This window comes from Rhodospirillum rubrum ATCC 11170, assembly GCF_000013085.1.
In the GTDB taxonomy this organism is placed as follows: Bacteria; Pseudomonadota; Alphaproteobacteria; order Rhodospirillales; family Rhodospirillaceae; genus Rhodospirillum; species Rhodospirillum rubrum.
The window spans coordinates 1,501,618-1,517,897 of record NC_007643.1 but is presented as its reverse complement, the minus strand read 5'-3'; the positions used below and the strand labels follow the sequence as shown (position 1 = coordinate 1,517,897).

The 16,280-nt window shown below is 59.1% G+C and carries 11 protein-coding genes and 1 riboswitch; of the genes, 4 read left to right on the top strand and 7 right to left on the bottom strand.

What is annotated here, in order from left to right:
- Nucleotides 1–104: 104 nt before the first annotated feature.
- The 4 genes from RRU_RS06720 to torC form a co-directional block, all read right to left on the bottom strand.
- Entirely contained in the window at nt 105–437 is a 333-nt protein-coding gene (locus RRU_RS06720; protein WP_011389041.1) for a CU044_2847 family protein, read from the bottom strand.
- Between the two features lie 40 nt (nt 438–477).
- Entirely contained in the window at nt 478–4,950 is a 4,473-nt protein-coding gene (locus RRU_RS06715) for a trypsin-like peptidase domain-containing protein (protein ID WP_237703868.1), read from the bottom strand.
- A gap of 455 nt (nt 4,951–5,405) precedes the next feature.
- The gene (locus tag RRU_RS06710; protein ID WP_014626145.1) at nt 5,406–6,035 is read right to left on the bottom strand and encodes a TorD/DmsD family molecular chaperone; all 630 of its coding nucleotides are present in this window, start codon (nt 6,033–6,035) and stop codon (nt 5,406–5,408) included.
- Nucleotides 6,028–7,206, bottom strand: coding sequence for a pentaheme c-type cytochrome TorC (torC, locus tag RRU_RS06705; RefSeq protein ID WP_011389038.1), 1,179 nt, complete (start codon nt 7,204–7,206; stop codon nt 6,028–6,030). Before torC ends, RRU_RS06710 begins: the two co-directional genes overlap by 8 nt.
- Nucleotides 7,207–7,435: 229 nt before the next feature.
- Between torC and RRU_RS06700 the strand changes: the two genes are divergently transcribed.
- The gene (locus tag RRU_RS06700; RefSeq protein ID WP_014626143.1) at nt 7,436–8,188 is read left to right on the top strand and encodes a response regulator; all 753 of its coding nucleotides are present in this window, start codon (nt 7,436–7,438) and stop codon (nt 8,186–8,188) included.
- Between the two features lie 79 nt (nt 8,189–8,267).
- On the opposite strand, the gene RRU_RS06695 is transcribed toward RRU_RS06700, so the two are convergent.
- Entirely contained in the window at nt 8,268–8,531 is a 264-nt protein-coding gene (locus RRU_RS06695; protein WP_269147143.1) for a PqqD family protein, read from the bottom strand.
- Nucleotides 8,532–8,626: 95 nt separating this feature from the next.
- Between RRU_RS06695 and RRU_RS06690 the strand changes: the two genes are divergently transcribed.
- The 3 genes from RRU_RS06690 (at nt 8,627) to RRU_RS06680 (ending at nt 12,295) form a co-directional block, all read left to right on the top strand.
- Entirely contained in the window at nt 8,627–9,598 is a 972-nt protein-coding gene (locus RRU_RS06690; protein WP_011389035.1) for an HPr kinase, read from the top strand.
- Nucleotide 9,599: 1 nt separating this feature from the next.
- Nucleotides 9,600–10,076 (top strand): lasso peptide biosynthesis B2 protein, encoded by a 477-nt coding sequence (locus RRU_RS06685; RefSeq protein WP_014626141.1) that lies wholly within the window; start codon nt 9,600–9,602, stop codon nt 10,074–10,076.
- Between the two features lie 500 nt (nt 10,077–10,576).
- Nucleotides 10,577–12,295, top strand: coding sequence for an asparagine synthetase B family protein (locus RRU_RS06680; protein ID WP_014626139.1), 1,719 nt, complete (start codon nt 10,577–10,579; stop codon nt 12,293–12,295).
- Between the two features lie 11 nt (nt 12,296–12,306).
- On the opposite strand, the gene RRU_RS06675 is transcribed toward RRU_RS06680, so the two are convergent.
- On the bottom strand, nt 12,307–13,140 hold the full coding sequence (locus tag RRU_RS06675) for a sulfotransferase domain-containing protein (RefSeq protein WP_011389033.1): 834 nt from the start codon (nt 13,138–13,140) through the stop codon (nt 12,307–12,309).
- A 321-nt stretch (nt 13,141–13,461) separates the two neighbouring features.
- A complete protein-coding gene (locus RRU_RS06670; RefSeq protein ID WP_011389032.1) occupies nt 13,462–15,897 on the bottom strand; it encodes a hybrid sensor histidine kinase/response regulator in 2,436 nt (811 codons plus the stop codon).
- A gap of 100 nt (nt 15,898–15,997) precedes the next feature.
- Nucleotides 15,998–16,223, top strand: a riboswitch (cobalamin riboswitch).
- The last annotated feature ends 57 nt before the right edge of the window (nt 16,224–16,280 follow it).

Genomic DNA, 16,280 nt, shown 5'->3' with positions numbered 1-16,280 from the left:
CCCCTTCCCCACATCAATCGCCACCGAAGACTTTAGTAAGCAAGCCTGCCAGATCAGCGATCTAAGCCGACTTCATCATTCAGCATAAAATATTTCTCAGGTATTTATAAATTACTTTCCTTACGATCCCACGTTACAGACAACTTTATGCTCGCCTCTGTCGCTGAACTAGCAATAACGGCTCCGACTTGACCTTTCAGAACGAAACCGACTTCAACATTTACCTTGTGTGGCCCGTTAGACAAAGAGGTGATTTCCTCAAGAACCGCCGACACAGCGGGACGAATGCCAGCCAAAGCCTCCTCAAACGTCTGCTTGGCTTTTTGAGCAAGCCCTCCCATCCCGCCGGCGACCAGATCACCCTGATCGACAACGTTTTCCTCGACAATGATACGACCGCCAGCTGCAAGGTCATAGGGAACGAGACGGATAGGCATGATAGACCCCTTTCTAACGCTGATGAGTGATAACCCAATGTCAACGGGGACAGTTTCCTTCAGAATCGGGAATTGGAATGGCATCACGGTTCCGCTTTCTATCTTCCACCCGCAAACCAAACTCCTCCCGCTGAGCAGTGGATAGGCACCGCGTTAACCGCTTTCTTACGAGAGAAGAGAGCTCCCTAATATCCGGATAAACATCCCAAACGCGCAGCTTATTTGGCGAAGAAAAGGTTAATACCCTGCGTCCATCACGACTGAAGTTGGCGTAGAGCATAGAGCTAGAGTATTCACCAAGGACGAGGGCGGAGGCCTGAGAACCGGCCAAGTCCCAAACCCGTGCCGTCCCATCATAGGACGCAGTGAGTACGCGCTGACCGTCGGGGCTAAAGCTGGCGGATCGCGCTCGATCCAGACGCCCCCCTAACGTGATCGGTGGGGATTTTGGTGTCGATAGATCCACAACTCTTGTCCCACCATCAGATACTGTGACCACGCGTCCACCGTCGGGGCTGAAGCTAGCAGATTGTAGCAATCCTGCGTTTAGCTGCTTGAGACGCATGCACAATTTTGGTCGTTCAGGGACTGAAAGATCCCATATCTGCGCTCCGCCATAAGAGGCCCCGACCACACGCTGACCGTCCGGGCTAAAGTTGGCCGATCCCACCCAACCAAGACTACTCTCCAAGGTGATCGCCCGGGGTTTAAGTGCCGATAGGTCCCACACACGTGCCGTTTTGTCATAAGAAGCTGTGACCACACGCCGACCGTCCGGACTAAAGCTAGCGGAGCCTACCGAAGCATCGTCCCCCTCAAGAATAAGCGCCTTAGCTTTAGGTTCTGCGAGGTCCCACACGCGTGCGGTTTTGTCATCCGATACCGTGACCAAACGCTGCCCATCGGGGCTAAAGCTCGCGGATTGCACCGAACCTTCATATCCCTCCAGGAGAAGCGATCGAGGCTTAGGTACCGAGAGATCCCACACCCGCACCGTTTTATCGTCAGATATCGTAACCAAATGCTCGCCATCAGGACTGAAGCTGGCGGACCGCACTGAGTCATCGGATCCTTCCAAGAAAAGTTCCCCTGGCTCAACCGCCGGCACAGCCCATACTCGCGCTGTTCCGTCATAAGAAGCTGTAACGACAGACCTGCCGTCGGCGCTAAATCTGGCAAAAAACGTCGCTCTCAGATGCCCTCTCAAGAGGATCGGTTGAGATTTGGGTGCCGATAGATCCCACACTCGTACCGTACCTTCACCTGAGCCGGTAACCACGCGTCGACCGTCGGGGCTGAAGCTCGCGGATTGTATTGACCCCTCATGTCCCTCGAGGAGAAATGCCTGAGACTTTGGTGCCGACAAGTCCCAAACCCGTGCTGTATCACCTGATGCCGTGACCACATGTTGCCCATCGGGACTGAAGCTGGCTAATTGTACAAGACCTTTGTGTCCATCAAGTAAAAGCGCTTGAGGTTTGGGCTCTGAAAGATTCCAAACTCGTGCTGTTCCGTCACTTGATACAGTAACCACCTTCTGGCCATCGGGGCTGAAACTAGCGGACTGCACTGGTTGCTCGTGTCCCTCAAGAAGAATCGCCTGAGTTTTTGGTGCTGATAGATCCCACACTTGTGCTGCTCCGTCACTTGATGCAGTGACCACACGCCGGCCATCGGGACTGAAACTGGCGGACTGCACGTAATGTCCCCGCTCCCCCAGAGTGATCGCTTGGATTTTGGATGACGACAGGTCCCACACCTGCGCGGTTCCATCTTCTGATGTCTTGAGTACACGCTGACCATCAGGACTAAAACTGACAGATTCCCTGCCAGAAAGCACTGAACCTGAAGACCCCGCCAAAGTAATCGCCGGAAATTTCGGTGCCGAAAGATCCCACACCAGCACTATTCCATCATAGGATGCGGTGACCGCACGCTGGCCATCAGGGCTCAGATTGGCAGAAAACACTGATCCTTGATGCTCCCCCAAGTTGATTCCTGGTGATTTTGGTGCTGACAAATCCCACACCCGCACTATTTCGTCGTCAGATGCCACAACCACACGCTGGCCATCGGAACTCAAGCTTGCGACACGCACCGGACCATCATACCCCACCGTGGTCACCTCCCTATTTCGCAACCAAGCTTGGCGCAGCATGGTAGCTGCCTCGGGAGATAAAGGCCGCTTCCCGCCAAACCCGGGGTCAGGCAAGCCCTCCAAGGCTAAGAGTATGGCTGTCCCTTGATCTCCCTTTTCGCTCTCTTGGCGAGCGAGTACGGCCAGAGCCCTGGATTCCTGCATCTGAGCGGAATAAGTTTCATCTTGAGCTTTTTTAAAAGTAAATATACTTAGACATAAAAATATAAAAAATAAAAATAGTGCAAAAATAGATAACAGCAACCATTTTCGAATGCGTCTATTTTGTTTCTCTTTTTGTCTAAAATCCTCCTCTCGTCTTATTTCTTCTTTTTCATAAAATAAATAACTTTCATCAATAAATTTTAATTGACGAGATGTGGGAGCGATAAAAAAACCATCAACATTCTCTTTCCAACTCATCGCCAATTGTACATCATGGCGACGTAGAAGGTCCTTTTCCTCACACCTGCCACGTTCCCATACGATAAACTCTCGATCAAACCGATCGCGCCACTCTAGAAAGACGTGGTGGTTGCTAATCAAACTCGCCAACCGTGCCCAACGGGTCATCAGTGCCTCGTGCACTAACTCGGCAGTCCGGCGGGACCCATCCCCGCTTAGAATCACCAAGCGTTGATTAGCCAGCATCGCAATCATGGGAACGTCAGATTCATCACTCTCCATCATGGATAGAATGCGCCGGAGCGGGCGACCGTCCACCCACCGGACCAGGGACAGCAACATGCGATTAACCTCGACTGGCTTGTAATGCCTTTCTATTTCCCCCATCGCTTCATCGCCACGCCGCCCAACCGACTCTTCAAGCAAAAGGATTTCTTTTCCTTCAGAAAGATCTTCTGGTTGATACAAATTCCAGCCTTGCTCTCCAAACCTTATGCGAGCCCAGCATTGACGCAACGCTTCCTGCAAAAGGGGCAGACGACCTTCGCCCTTGGTAACTTCGGCAGCCAAGTTGGTGGCAAAATTGGTGTCTGTTTCGACACCAAAAACTTGAGCCGGCCCCACGATAGCTTCCCGCACTTCGCTGGCGGTCATAGCTGTCAGCATAAAGATTGGATAAGGATCAGATAACAATCTGGCCGCGTCTTTTCCTCCTTTAATTATGGATTCCAATAGATCAAGGCGCACTGTCAGAAGACAGTGCACATCAGCACGATCCTCAGCTTGACGCAATTGCTTCAGAATCAACGACCTTTCCTGGGCTATAGGATCTAAGTCAACGGAAAGATCGCCATTATCATAAGAAGAGGCTTCTCGTCCTGGGAAAAACTCTTCAAATTGATCCACGATAACCAGAGTGCCATCGGCCCCAGCTCTATTTATACAGTCAAAGGCATCCCTCAGCATGCCTCTTTTCAGGAGACTCTCCCAATAGCTTACGGTCTGTAGTCTCGATAAGACGGTCTCTCCTTCTTCTATTACTTCAAAAATGGCTTCAGAAAGATTGCGCAATGGCGCGAGACCAGGCCGAAAGCTAACAACGCGCCAATTACGTTGACGATAATATTCTGCCACCCCGGCATTAGCTAGCGATGATTTACCACTACCGGATGCACCAACAAGCGCCACGAGACGCTGCTTTTGTAGGCGCTCCAGCAACTCCTTCAGCTTGCCAGTCGGAACCTCCCCGTTTACAGGACGCCCTCGGCCAAAAAAAAGATGGGCGTTAGACGCCTCAAAGGAAGGTAATCCCGGATAAGGCATAGCCAGCAGCGGCCAAGCTTGCGCTAAGGCGAAGGCGGAAATCACCAAGCCTTGTTTGTCTTCGACCGCAAGCCGGCGCGCCACCATGCCAAGGACACGACTATCGTCTGAGAAAACAGGCGCCCCACTTAATCCTTCCTCAATAAAACGGCGGAAGGTGTGGTCACCGTGCGCAACAAACCGATTCGCGAAATCAACGGCAGTCAGAGATCCTCGGGCCGGATTTCCATCGGAGGTTACCATGAAGCCAAAGCTATGGAATGGAACTTTACTATTATGCGGCACCACCCGACTAGGCGGTTCGGCTCGCAGTCTTGGGAGCCAGGACGCACTCAGGGATTGAAGCGGCGTCAGGATGGCGATATCCGCGATATCAGAGTTCCCAGAAGCCCCGGAAATTGGCGCGTTCCACGCCTGCAAATCCAAGGGAATTGGCTTTCCCCCTTGCTGATTTGCCATCACAACGCATGAACCCGGGTGGCTTGTCTCCGTTTTGTCCCGCCCTAAAGCAGCGTTCACAACATGGGCGCACGTCAAGACATAAGGCCGCCCATCAGCACCAAGGGATAAAAAACCAGTACCAACGATGATATCGCTTTCACCATCTGAACGCAGCAGGCGCAGCAAGCACCCTTGCAGTGGATCCATCATATTGCCCCACCAATTGCTACCATTAGTAGTGCCAGAAATACGTGATTATTTCAACTTATAAACGAATAAATTTATTCGTTTATTTAATGCGCGGCCTAGCCCCAACCCGCCGTGTCGATCACGCGGCGCAGCATGCGAGGGAGCCGAGCCTTGATCTCGTCATAGGGCAGACAGGACAAGCGGCCCCCCCCCCTGGCGGGCGGGGATGAGGTCGGATTCTCGTAGGTGGCGATCGAGGATGAAAAAACGCTTCTTCGATCTGTCCGTCAGCCGCTTTGGCGTTGGAAGGGCAACTCTTGCGCTGGCCGCCCGATCCATTTTCCCCACCTAATCCCGCCAAAAACCAAAAGACCGCACGAGGACGATCATCACCCCCCCTTGAACGCAACCAGCCCCGCCGGGGACAAAAGCCGGCGGGGCTGGTTTTTGGGGGGGACGTCCCCGGCGGAGGGTCAGGCTTCGACGTCGATCAGCAAGATCAGCAGATCGCCGCAAGCGGCGTGGAAGCCCAGGCGGTCGCTGCCGTGCAGGGCGGTGACGAAGTCGGGCAGCCAGCGCCGCAGGTGATCGTCAAGCAGCCCCTGGCGGTCGTTGGCGGCGTCCTTGCCCGAAAGCGTCAGATGGGCCAGCAGGTTGAGCTCAACGCAGATATGATCGGCCGGCTCCGAGGTGGCTTCGGCCACCCGCAGGTCGAGGCGGGCGAGGATCTCCTCGATCGCCCGGGTCGGCGCGCCGAACAGCCGGGCCTCGCCGCCGGCGAAGGCGGATTCATAGGGCGGCACGGTGATCAGCCCGCCGAAGCCCTCGAACAGCGCCCCATGGGCCCGCTGAAGCTGGGCGAGCAGGGCCGCGTCGTCGGCTTCGGCATCAAGGATCTCCTTGATCCGCGCCACCGCCATCTCGGCGCCGGGCAGATCGCCCAACAGCTCGGGCAGGGCCGGACGGCCGCGCGGCGCTCCGCGCAAACTCGCCACCAGTTCGGCGTCGGGCCAGCCAAAGGCCTTGGCGAACCACAGGAAAAGCGCGGCCTGACCGACATCGGCCTCATCGGCGGGGGACGTCATCGCGCTGATCTTACCCATGGGCCCCGGCCCCGCCAGTATCCTTGGCGTTAAGCTGGAGGTACTTCTGCAAGAAGCGGTACTGCTCATCATCAAGGCTGACGAAGCGCTTCATCGCCTTCAGGGTGCCGATCCACTGGTTGGCCAGGAAGTGATCGGGGGCGCGCAGGGAATGGCAGGTGCCGCAGGCGGCGCCGTACATCTCCTTGCCATAGGCCCACAGCTTGTCGCTATCGCCCAACATGGCGTCCTTCGACAGCCAAGCCTGCAGCGTCACCTTTTTCCAGGTCAGCTCGGTATCGGCATCGACGACGGTTTCGGTGACGGTGACCGCCGCCGTGGCCGAGGCGTCAAGCGCGGCGGTGAAGATGCGCTGGCCCTTGAGGGCGTAGATCACCCGCTCGGCGCCTTCCTGCTGCCAGCCCGACACCGTCACCTTCAGCCAGTCGCCATCCCGCTCGGCAACGGCGACCTCGCTGCCCGACAGCAGCTTGCCATCGCCCTTGCCGCCGGCGCTCGCCGTGGCGCGGTCAAGAAACAGCGGCTTGGTATCAAGATTGATCAGGGTCTTGGCCTTGGCGCCTTCCTTGGCCGCCAGGGCTTGCAAATTGGCGAAAGTCTTCTTGTAGCCCGCCGACATATCGGGAAGCTTGTGGGCGATGCCCTTGTGGCAGGCGATGCAGGTTTCCCCCTCGCCCATGGCCTTTTCCATCATCGCCGCCGCCTTGGGCTTCTGAGCGTGGAAGTCCATCGAGTCGTAGGAATGGCACGACCGGCATTCGCGCGAATCGGTCTCTTCCATGCGCGCCCAAACCCTTTGGGCCATCTCCAGGCGGCGATCCTCGAATTTCTGGGGGGTGTCAATCGTCCCCAGGATCTCGTGGTAAACGTCCTTCGACGCCCTCAACTTGGCTGCGTACAGCGGCAGACCTTCCTTGGGCACGTGGCAATCCGGACAGCCGGCGCGCACGCCCGAGGCGTTCTTATAGTGGGGGCTTTGTTTGTATTCCTGGAAAACCGTATTCTCCATCGTATGGCAGGAAATACAGAATTCGATCGAATTCGTGTGTTCAAGCGCGCCATGGAACACGTTCCAGCCCACCACGCCGCCCACCGCGCCAACGATCAGAAGAACACCCAATCCCCAGCGGGCGCTGGGCTTCCATACAACAGTCCAGATGCGCTTAATCATTACAGCCTCTCGTGCCTGCTTGGGGCAGGTCAGATCATATCTTGAGCCCAAGATTTGGGAGCTGAGATCGGGGTCCCGGAACGACCCCTGGGGGGAGCAAACGGATCCGCCACCCGGGCCTATCCATAGAGCCCCGCTGTAAACCCGCTTCCGCGCAAAAATGAATACGCTGTAGAATGATGTGAACCGTGCGTAAACAAAAACGGACCAGCAAGGGGGAATGCTCTTAATGATGGCAAACCATCATATTCTCGTGGTAGAGGACGATCCCGTCGGCCGCGAAACCCTCGCCGCCTATTTGCGTAAAGAGGGATACAAGGTAAGCGACGTTGAAGACGGCGATAGCATGCGCAAAGTGTTTTCGCAGCAGACCGTTGATCTGATCTTGCTCGACATCCGCCTGCCCGGCGTCGACGGACTACAGCTTTTAAGGGAAATTCGTCATCAGTCCGAGGTTGGGGTGATCATGGTCACCGGCAAGGACGACGAGGTCGATCGCATCGTCGCCCTGGAAATGGGCGCCGATGATTATGTGACGAAACCCTTCAACGTCCGCGAGCTGCTCGCCCGCGCCAAGAACCTGTTGCGCCGGACGTTAAGCGCCCGCGAAGCCTCCGAGGACGAGAACCAGAAATCCTTCGCCGGCTGGACGCTTGATATTCCCAGGCGCTGCCTGTTCGCCCCCGATGGCAGCGACGTGCGGCTGACGCGCGGGGAATTCGAGCTGTTGTGCTGCTTCGCCAGCCGCCCGGGCCGGGTGATGACCCGCGACAACCTGCTTGATTACGTCAGCCACCGCGACTGGGCGCCCAGTGACCGCACGGTCGACGTTCTGGTCGGCCGCCTGCGCCGCAAGATCGAAGCCGATCCCAAGGCGCCGCGCCATATCATCACCGTCCACGGCATCGGCTATGTGTTCGCCGACAGCCGCCATATCGAACCGGGATCGCCCGAGAAATCGGCCGCGCGCCAGGGCGGCTGATCCTCGCCCGCCCCGGCTGCTTGATGTCGTCTTCGCTGAATGGCCGGGTCATCCGTGAGCGGATGGCAGCGGCCGGATATCAGGAAACGTGTATCAATCCCAGGCTAAAAAGATGGTTTAGGAAAGCGACCGTATCTGCTTCAATGATGGTCCGATCAGCGGCATAAGCCTCCGCCAGATCAGCGCATAGGTCGTCGACTTGGACGGGGCTGGACAGACGCCGCCAAATTTCATGACTTGTAATAGAAAACGTATAGTACATACCGTTTTCTACACTTAAAGCGACAGTCTCTTCGTGAACAACAGCAGAAATTATATTTTTATTCCGAGACACCGTGCTCATCAAATCGACCATTGTCAGCCTCGTAGACACTATGGATTTCAACTTGAATCAGAGTAATTCTGATGCCTATGGAAGCATCGCCACAATGCTAAATTATGAATGAAATGCCTGTCCAGCCCACTCCCGCTCCGCCCGTCGATGCGCCTTCACCTGACGGTGACCGCGACCTGTTCGGCTGGCGTGTGCGAGCGGACCTGCCTCTGCCGGAATTGCCGGTCTGGGCGGGCGATGGACGCGCCCCCGATATTCTGATCCGCGTTGCCGCTGTCTCCCCCCTGGACGACGGGGCGCAGGTGTTCAGCCCCCGGATCCGTTTCATAGAAGCCACCCTCTGCTTCGATGTCCCCGACGTGGCCCGCTACCGGGTCGATGGCGGACATCTTGTCACCATCGAAGCCGCTCGCGGTATCGCGGCCGACGCCCCGGAGATCCGATTGTTTTTCTTCGGTACGGTGTTGGCCGTGCTTTGTTTCCGGCGTGGGCTGATCCCTTTGCATGCCAGTGCGGTGGCGCTTGACGGGCGCGCGCTGCTGCTGTCGGGGGAATCCGGGACGGGGAAATCCACCCTGGCCGCCGCCCTGCTGGCGCGCGGTTACCCGCTGCTGTCCGATGATCTGTGCGCCCTGGACGTCTCTTGTCCGGATAAGCCGATGATTTTACCCTGTACCGCCCATCTGAAGCTCTGGGGAGACGCCGCCGCGCGGCTGGGCATCGCCACAGACGGTATGACACCCGTTCGCCGGCATCTCGATAAGTTCAGAATACCCGTGCGATCGGCGAGCGACGCCCCCTTGGGGCCAGGGACCATCATCAGGCTGAAACGGGTTACCCGGGCGGAACAGGTTGGAACCCGACCTCTGCTGGGGGCGGAGGCTCTGTGTTACGATCTGATCCATCGTTTCCGCCTTGGCATAGCGCTCGGATATCAAAGCACCATGCTCACGGCCTTGGCCCCCCTGGTCAGATCTGCTCCGATTATCCAGTTGAACCGGCGTGACGATTTGGGAGCATTACCCGATTTGGCCGATCACGTTATCAGACTGGCGCGCGACGAGCGGAGGGACTGACATGCGCGATAGGGGGATGCGACCCCAGTTTGCCCACCGGCGCAGGGTTGTCGAAGCCTTGGCACTGCTCGCTATCGCTTGGTTTTGCATCCGTTTTCTGCCCTTCCGGTTCACCGCCCTCCTGTTGGGGCGGCCGATGCCGGTTCCAGCCTTCCCCATGACTGATCCAGCAGCGGACACAAGCGGGCGCGCGCAGGCCACGGCCATTCGCGCCGCCCTGATATCGGCCGCGTCCCGCCTGCCCTGGACCAGCACCTGCCTGATGCGAGCCCTGGCCGGGCGATTGATGTTACGACGCCGTCGATTGCCGAGCTTGACCTTTCTCGGTCTAAGAACCCCGAGGGGGCCGGAGGAAGACCCCGCCCATGCCTGGCTGCTTTCCCTGGGGATCGACATCACGGGCGGCGCTATTGCCGGTGATTATAAGCCGCTGGCGATGTTCATCGCAGAGCCCATCCGCACTCACAAGAGCGGGTGACCGGGGAAAGTGGACAACCCATTTCCCCAGGGAGTATGACTACTCTAACTTAGTGCGGATGCGATGCGAAACCTTCAAACAAGAGTTTGAACCTCCATGGAAAAGACTTTTCAGGAAATCACCCGCCCCCCCGCCACGAAGCCCGCCTGGATCCCTCCCCTTGAGACGCTGACCGCCCTTACCGTGAACGAGTTCACGGGCGGCAATATAAGTTCCGGCGATGACGGTTCTGGCACCTATACGTCATCCTGAATGCCGCTTCGGACCGCCATCCGCAATCGGGGCCTGCCTTGAAGCAGAACGGGGGTCTGACCGATCTCACGGGGTCCGTGGCCTTTGGGACAACCCCTCTCAGTCCAGGGGTGACGGATCGACTCTATTACCCCTCTCGCCGGAATAAGGGCGCGGCTCTGTCGGATGACAAAGCCTGTTTTTTGTCGGTACCGCGATCCGGCGGCAAAGGCCCGCCTCCAGAGTACGATGGCGCCGGACGCGTCACGTTGTTCAGCGGCTATCTTTTTGACCGGGAAAGGCTGGCCCGCAAGCTAGGGGGTGACCATTCCTGGCCCGATGTCAGGCTGGCCGCTGCCTGGATCGCCCATCACGGCCTCGATCGACTGGCCGATCTGGCGGGCGATTATGCCCTATCTCACTGGGACCCCGGGGCACGGCGACTGTTCTTGGCCGTGGCCCCGATGGGCAGCCGCCTGCTATACTGGCATCGCGTCGGCACGATATGCCATTTTGCCACCACGGTGGCGGGGCTTCACCGTATTCCCGACATTCCCCGCGTCGTTGATCCGTTGCATCTGACGGCCCGCTTCTCCGCCATGGTCGGAGATCCGACTCGGACCGTCTATAAGGATATCCATCAGATAGTGCCCGGCGACATGCTGGTCGCCGATGTCAACGCGAACAGATATGTCCCGCTCTGGCGCCCCGATGCCGAGCGGCGCCTGCGGCTGGCCAATGAGAGGGAGTATCTGGAGGCGGCCGATGAGTTGCTGGAACGCGCTGTCGCCCGTCGCCTGCAGGCGGCCCACGCCCCGGCCTTTCTAAGCAGTGGCGGACTAGACAGCGCGGCCATGCTTACCACGGCCTCCCGTCTGGCCGGAGACCGGAAGGTTCGCTCCTATACGATCGTCCCGTCCCCTGGCCTGTGCGTTACAGCCGATCGCGGCTGGTATGGAGACGAAAGGGCCAAGGTGGCGGATCTGGCGGCGAGCCATACCAATCTGGATATAAGGCTGTGCCACAGCCTTGTCCCGTCCCCCCTGGAAACCAACCCCGCGCATCTGTTCATGGCGACGGGGCTGCCTTGTATGATCGCCAACCAGATCGGTTGGCTGGACATCGCCTTTCAGCAGATGCAACAGGCCGGGCATGATGCGGTTCTGTCGGGTCAGAGCGGTAATTTCACCTTCAGCTATGATGGCAATCTCTGCTTTGCCGATCTGATACGGGAAGGACGCCCGCTTACCGCGCTGCGGTTGCTGGCACAAGTAGCGCGCTACAAGCAGCAAGGATTTGCGCCCATGGTGCGCCACCGTGTCGTTGTTCCGCTTCTGCCGGACGCATTTTATTACGGTCAAAGGCGCTGGCGTGGTCGGCCACACCCCTTGGCGGACCGCACATTGACCAGACCGGGGTGGCGGGAAAAGGTGGGGCTTGACGACTATTTGGCCGATCATGGCGAACAGCCCTTTCAAGAGCGCGATAGCCGATCCCGACAGCAGATCATCCATTTCATGCTGAAACGCCGCGCCATGACATTGCCGAACGCCCACGCATTGGAAACGGTGCGCGGCACGCATTACCGCGATGTTTACGCCGACCGTGATCTGTTGGAATTCATTTTGGCCATCCCGCGCGACCAGTTCATTCTGGATGGACGCAACCGTAGTCTGGCCCGGCGCCTTCTCGCCATGCGCGGGGTTCCAGACAGCATCGTCAATGAACGCGCGATCGGGCAACAGCGCGTCGACTGGAATCACCGCATGACCCCGCAGCTTGAGGCATATGCCGCGGATCTCGACAGTTTCAGCCAGGATGGGTTGATTGCCGAGATGCTGGATCTGCCAAAGATGCGCCACATGCTCGCCACATGGCCGAAAACCGATCACCCGCATGAAACCATGCGCCTTTCCCATGGTTTCGTCTTCGCCAATGCGATGCAGATGGGGCGCTTCGTGCGCTGGGCCAATGGCGGCAACCAGTAACGGTCACCGCCTCAATCCAGATAACCAAGCTGTTGCATGACGAACCGATGATCGGCGCAAATGCGCTCGGCCTGCGCGGAACCAAGACGGGCGGACCACCCGCCAACCCGACCTTCGCCAAAGAACCGGTTTGGGCTGGGATATTCGACGAAGCCGTTGGCCTCTTCCTGACGGCGCAGGGTCTCTAGCGAGGTTTCGGCCACGGCCGCCCTGATCTTGTCCATATCCACCGCATAACCCAGGGCCGGCAGAACGCCGGCCAGCGTTGAAACCGGGTCGCGGCGCATATCTTCATACCGTACAACATGGACAGGGAAGGGCACAGGCGACATCCAGCTCAGAACATGTTCGCTCCACCCCCCTAGAATATTAACCAAATGAATATTTTGTCGTGTGATCGAATTCGCTAGCATTTGTTCAGAATTGCCCATGACATCAATCGTTTTGTCGATGGATAAATCCATAAATCTAGCCAATGACAAAGCCACGTCCCGGGGATCTCGAACAAGATAAACACCACCCAGGCTGACATCGGCAGGCAATTGCCATTCCCCATCGGCAAGCCGCAGCCGCATATCATGGGTTTTCAACATTACCGGATTGTTTCTGCTGTCACGCACAGCCCGCATGACCGTTGGCCGTAGCGCCAGAATCTCGGCCGGCAGCAGATCGCCCATCGCCTGACCCAGCACAGTGTCCGCAAAGGACCGATTGTACATCAGATTTGAAATGGGCAGGTTGTTGATATTGACGGGCTTCCCGCCCCGTTCATAACTGTTCAACATCAGCCTCAGCCACGTATTTCCCGAACGGGGATATGAGGCCAACCAGTAGATCCCCCGCATTCGTCAAAACAAACTTGAATCGGCCGCTGCCGATGACGTTGAAAACATTGAATTTTCCCTGGAGAAACAGAGAGTTATTTGCTCGCTTTCACGCAGCGGCATCGAGCGGGATAAGGTTTTTTAGCCCAAAGCCGACCATCGTTCCCTCGGATAAGAGAAGCCGTCGAGGAATGCGCCCCTATCGTCTTCAACTCGACCGGCTCCCCGAACGCTCGCTTGGTCTAAGCGGCGTCCCCCAAGGCCGCTTCCGGTACGGCATCGAGGGGTCCGCCCCCCAGTTCGCCGCCTGATCATGCCCTTACCAAAATCAGTCATCGCTCGTCACCCCTTGGCGGTGATCTCGTCCCACAGCCGATCAAGATCGCGCAGCGACGAGTCAAACAGCGTCGGCAGATGCTCGACCAGCACGCCGACCGCGGCGCTTTCGCCCTGGCCGCAGGCGGCTTCCAGTTCGGCCGCCCGCCGACGCAGGCACTCCAGGCCAAGATTGGCCGATGCGCTTTTCAGGCGATGGGCGTCGTCCTCCGCCTCGGCGATCCGGCCGGCCTCGACATGGGAGCACAGCGTGGCCAGGGTGCGCGGCGCCGAGCCGTGGAAGGCGGCCAGGATCTTGCCCGCCGCCGTCGCCCCCAGCATCTCCACATGGCCGCGCAGCACGGCGGGATCGACCAGCACCGGTCCGGCGGTGAAATCCTCGGCGACCGGCCCCTCGCCGTCGCCCTCCCCCGCCCTCGGGTCGTCGTCCTGACGGGTCAGGTCGCGCAGCATGCGGCGCAGGCGCTCCGGGTTGAAGGGTTTGCCCAAGAACCGCACGTCCAAACGGGCCGAGCGGGCGATATCGGCCTGCATCACATGGGCCGACAGCACGATGATCGGCATGGAACGCAAACCGACCGCCGCCTCGTGGCGCCGCACCTCGGCCAGCAGATCCAGGCCGTTGGCATCGGGAAGATTGATATCAAGCAAGGCGGCGTCGAAGCGCCGGTGTTCAAGCAGGGCGCGGGCCTCGCGACCATTGCGCGCCAAGACGACGTCATGGCCGAAGCGTTTCAGGAACCCCTCGGCCACCATCAGGTTGACGTCGTTGTCATCGACGACCAGCACCGAAAGCGGCCGATCGGCCAAAAACGCCGGGGGCTGGCCATTGGCCGTATCGGGCGGCGGCGGCGGCAGGCGTGCCGCTTCAAGCAGGGCGGTGACGTGAAAGCGGCTGCCCTCGCCCTCGCGGCTTTCGGCCCAGACTTCGCCGCCCATGACCTCGGCCAGCCGGCGATTGATCGCCAAGCCCATGCCGGTGCCGCCAAAGCGCCGCGAGATCGATCCGTCGGCCTGGGCGAAGGGCTCGAAAATCGCCTTGAGCGCCGAGGGCGCGATGCCGATGCCCGTATCATCGACGGTGATATGAAGGATCACCTTGCCCTCGGGCGCCTCGGCAAGGCGGTCGATATGGATCGACAGCGCCCCGGCATGGGTGAACTTCACGGCGTTGGAGAACAAATTCAGCAGCACCTGACGCAGCTTGGCCAGATCGCCGTGCAACCGCTCGGGAACGGCGGGCGAAACGCTGCGATAGACCTCTAGCCCCTTGCGGTGGGCCGAGGGGGCGACCAGGGCGAAGACGCCGTTGAGCAATTCCTCGACCGAGAAATCGACCGGATCGAGATCCAAGATGCCGGCCTCGATCTTGGTGAAATCGAGCACGTCGTTGACCATCGACAGCAGCATCTCGGCCGACAGGGCGATGGCGTCGGCGTGGTGGCGCAGGCGCTCGTCGCGCAACTCGTCGCGCATCAGGGTCGAAAGGCCGAGGATGCCGTTGATCGGCGTGCGGATCTCGTGGCTCATCGTCGCCAGAAAGGTCGATTTGGCCTGATTGGCCTCCTCGGCGCGGTCGGAGGCCCGCTTATAGGCGGTGATATCGGAAAAGATCAGCACCTGCCCGCTGTAGCGCTCGCTGACATCGAGCATGGCCTGACGGCGCACCTCGAAGTCGCGCGGGCCCTCGACCGTGTCCATCCGGTAATCGATGCGATCGCTCTCGGCGCCTTCGGCCTCGGCGGCTTTCTGGGCAAACCGCGCCAGCAGATCGTCAACCAGACGTTGGGCGCTGGGGGGAATGCCGCTGCCGTAATAGCCCGCACCGGGGCTGGGACCAAAGCCGATCAGAATTCCGGCGCTGCGATTGAGGTTTTCCAGGCCGCCCGCGTCGTTGATCAGGAAAACCGGATCGGTCAGGCTTTCGAAAGCCGTCAGATATTTGTTCTTTTCATTGACCAGATCGCGATTACGCTCGCGCAGCTTTCCCACCTCCTGCTCGCGCTCGAAACGCGACCACGCCGCGCACAACCCCAGCTCCACCCGGTCGAAGTAATTGTCGATCCGGTTCTTGATCTCGGCCTGATCAGCCGCCGGGCGGGGATCGCGCGCCGCCAGATCAAGCAGGGCGCGACGGTTGTATTTCAGCAGGCCGAGAAACAGCGCCAGCGGGATCCCCCGGGCGCGGTGACGATTGGCGGTCTCGATGCCATAGCCGGCGACGGGATCTTCCGTATAGGAAAGCGACGCCCGCGGCGGCGCGGCCGGCGTGCCATCGGCCTCGGCGGCCAGGAAGGCGTCGATCAACCCGACCATCCCCGCCCGCCACGCCTCTTCCAGAGTCGAGGTATAAGCCATATACCCCTGCTCCCGGGCGTAGTCGATGACACGGCGAACCAGCCAGTCCTCGTTCTCGCGCAGCAATTTTTCAAGCGCAATCATGGCGAAATCCTTTGCGGGCCAAAGCCCAGCTTAGCAGCCATACGCCCCCGGCGCACCAGCGTCGACCGATGGCCGCTTGACTTCCCATAGCGGTCAGAGCTACCGTATTTAGCGTTACGGTTCCTTGGGTATGCAATATCTAGGGTGAAGAGGGAAGACGGTGCGCCCTTGAAGGGCAATGCCGGCGCTGCCCCCGCAACTGTGAGCGGCGAGCCCGCGTCCAAGACTGCCACTGGTGCGCCGGTCCTTCGGAACCGGCCCCGGGAAGGCCGGACGGGGGCTGTGACCCGCAAGCCAGGAGACCTGCCGTAATGGCCGCAACGTCCTCGGGCGGGGGTTCCCGAAGGGTGCATGGCATGGGGCCGACCGGTACGCGCTTGCGC